Source organism: Novosphingobium sp. BW1, assembly GCF_008107685.1.
Lineage (GTDB): Bacteria > Pseudomonadota > Alphaproteobacteria > Sphingomonadales > Sphingomonadaceae > Novosphingobium.
Map to the genome: position 1 here is coordinate 1 of NZ_VIRF01000125.1, position 473 is coordinate 473.

The 473-nt window shown below is 59.6% G+C and carries 1 protein-coding gene; it reads left to right on the forward strand.

The window, feature by feature from the left end; genetic code table 11:
• Nucleotides 1-19: 19 nt before the first annotated feature.
• On the forward strand, nucleotides 20-473 hold a 454-nt coding region (locus tag FMM79_RS20465), incomplete at its 3' end, for a S8 family serine peptidase (RefSeq protein WP_240339336.1).

Sequence of the window (473 nt, forward strand, 5' to 3'; positions counted from 1 at the left end):
CGCTGTCATTGACTCGGGTGTGAATTCGTCCACGCCGTCGCTGCAGGGACAAGTGCTCAAGGGAGTCGACGCAACCGAGGCACCAGGCGACGAAACCGACGACTACGACGGTCACGGTACGACGATGGCTGAGTTGATCGCCGGGACAGGCAAGGGAGGCGGTCTGAAGGGACTTGCCCCCGGAGCCAAGATCATCCCTATGCGCGTCGCCTTGGGCGAGTTCGAGAAGAAGAAGCCTTCCATCACGATCCCTGACACGGCGAACGCCATCCGCGCTGCGGCCGACGGCGATGCACGGATCATCAGCATGTCCTTCGGTGGCTTTTACTTCTCGCCTCAGGAACATGAAGCGATCAAGTACGCCGAAAGTAAAGGCAAGCTGCTCTTCGCGGCCGTGGGGAATGAAGGGCATAAGAAGAACAAGCAGGGGTATCCAGCCGCTTTCCCTGAGGTAGTGGGTATCGCTTCAGCAG